Here is a 2,101-nt window from a genome sequence, read left to right on the forward strand (position 1 = left end):
GCATATAACAAAAACATCATGGTGGGAATTTTACTCGCTGGTAAAGCGCTCCTAAAATCCCCATATGTTAAGCGTTAACTGCTCTTAGAGGTTTGAGTGATCTACGAAATTCGAATTAATGATGTAGTAATTGGTACTACCAACTTAGAAGGTGGTGATCCGCCGATGGGGTTCGTATTTGGCAGTGTCACTCCAACTGAAAACTATGAGTTTTTATCTGGTGTGGTGAAAGCTGAGCTATATGAGCAGGGCCGAGATACCGAAATAAAATGTGAGTCTATTTCTTTTGAAGACCTTACAAAGGAAATGGGAGAAACGTGCATTGAAGTCACAGCTCTTATAGATTCTTATGAAGAGTATGATAAGTATTTTAAACACCATCGAGAAGCTTATGAAAAGCAGTTCTCGTAATCAGCAGTTAACAAGTAAAGGCATTGGACGCGATAAAGCCGCGCCCATGCTTTAAGCGTTAGGCATACAAGATGAACACTGAGTTTCATACTGAATTCATTGGACGTGATGAGATGATGAAAGAGATGACTTTTATCGTCGACTACTTCAACCCTAAAGAGAGCCATTGTAAAATTTGGTTCGGCTTCGCTTGGGGCGTTCAATATTATGATTCGAATGAATGGTGTCCTGAGCAAATATTAATTACTGATGTTTTAGGGAAAGTCAGGCTTTTGGAAAGTCAAAATTTGGGTTTAATTGGAAAGGATGACTGCATTATTTCTTTTCAAAATCTAGATGTTAAATTCTGTAACGATGGTGATCTTCATATCATATTTAGCGAAGCTACTGATGAGTCTGAATATTTGTTGAATCGTTGGGAAAATATAGGTTTTGGTCCGGTGCAAAAGTATGCCTAACAAAAACATCATGGTGGGAATTTTACTCGCTGAAACAGCGCTCCTAAAATCCCCATATGTTAAGCGTTAGGCATACAAAGTGGTAAACGAAAACTCTGAGTTAATTAGTGTTGATTTAAGTCACATATCTCAAGAGACTGAACTAGTTAACTTGTTTATATCGCAACTTAACTTGCCTGATCTGTATGGAAATAGTTTACATTCTTTAGGGGAACACTTTTACTATGATCCTATGTTAAAAATTCCCAATAAGATTCGTTTACTAGGTTTTGAGCAGTTTAGTCTCAGTAAACCAAATTTGGCATCCGAACTATTATCAATATTGAGAACAAATCCCAAATTAGTGGTGGAAATTGTAAATGCCTAACAAAAACATCATGGTGGGAATTTTACTCGCTGAAACAGCGCTCCTAAAATCCCCATATGTTAAGCGTTATATTACAAGAGGTGAGCCTTGAATTTGATTGTGGCAATTGGATTTTTAGTTGGTGGTCTGGTTGTGATATTCACGCCCACTGAGACACTTTTGCGAAATGATTATGGCGCTGGAAAACTGTTTTACAAATTAGAAAAAAATGAAGACGATGGCTTAAAATATGCGCGTAGGTTTTATAACAAACTTGGAGGTGCATTAGTATTCGTCGGGGTTTTTGGCATTTTTTTTACGGTTGTTAGTTGGTGAAATTGCAATATAACAAGCCAAGTCAGCGGGAATTTTACTCGCTGAAAAACACTCACAAAATCCCCTGCTTGGGGCGTTAGGTGTCACGGAATGATTCGGATAATGCGTACTTACATGTTGGGTGGTTTTATCCTTGGAATATTGATGCTCTTGGTGGGTGCAGCGAGTGCATGGGGATATTACTCCACAAATGAAAATACGGTAATTGCTACAGTTGTTCTTAACTTACCCGTTTTCGCTGCGGTCAAATTTTCGGAATTCACTGGCGGCTTAATCCCTGATTTTGTTACATTGCCATTGGCATATTTAGTACATTTTGTGTGGTGGATATTTGTATATTCTATTTTTAGAAAGTGGGCTAAACGTTTTGCGTAAAGTAACACCTAACAAACTGCTCAAGTTCGCAGCAAAAAACGCTGCGGGACAGTTACTCGCTGGCTTCGTCAACAACACTCGCAACTGCCCCTTAGCAGGGCGTTGAGGCTGTAGAAAAACCCTAAAATAGTTCAAAAAACCATCATTATTCACTTCCCACCGATCGTCGTTTGTG

5 protein-coding genes are annotated in these 2,101 nt (G+C 38.7%); all 5 read left to right on the plus strand.

Annotated features, from left to right (window positions below):
• Positions 1–96: 96 nt before the first annotated feature.
• A complete protein-coding gene (locus ABKW31_RS22815) occupies positions 97–411 on the plus strand; it encodes a hypothetical protein (RefSeq protein WP_348619019.1) in 315 nt (104 codons plus the stop codon).
• Between the two features lie 71 nt (positions 412–482).
• Positions 483–869 (plus strand): hypothetical protein, encoded by a 387-nt coding sequence (locus ABKW31_RS22820; RefSeq protein ID WP_348619020.1) that lies wholly within the window; start codon positions 483–485, stop codon positions 867–869.
• Positions 870–948: 79 nt separating this feature from the next.
• A complete protein-coding gene (locus ABKW31_RS22825) occupies positions 949–1,236 on the plus strand; it encodes a hypothetical protein (protein WP_348619021.1) in 288 nt (95 codons plus the stop codon).
• An 87-nt stretch (positions 1,237–1,323) separates the two neighbouring features.
• Positions 1,324–1,551, plus strand: coding sequence for a hypothetical protein (locus ABKW31_RS22830; RefSeq protein ID WP_348619022.1), 228 nt, complete (start codon positions 1,324–1,326; stop codon positions 1,549–1,551).
• 90 nt (positions 1,552–1,641) lie between these two features.
• Positions 1,642–1,926 (plus strand): hypothetical protein, encoded by a 285-nt coding sequence (locus ABKW31_RS22835; RefSeq protein ID WP_348619023.1) that lies wholly within the window; start codon positions 1,642–1,644, stop codon positions 1,924–1,926.
• Positions 1,927–2,101: the final 175 nt, after the last annotated feature.

Origin of the sequence: Paraglaciecola sp. 25GB23A, from assembly GCF_040012495.1 — a bacterium.
Classification (GTDB): Bacteria; Pseudomonadota; Gammaproteobacteria; order Enterobacterales; family Alteromonadaceae; genus Paraglaciecola.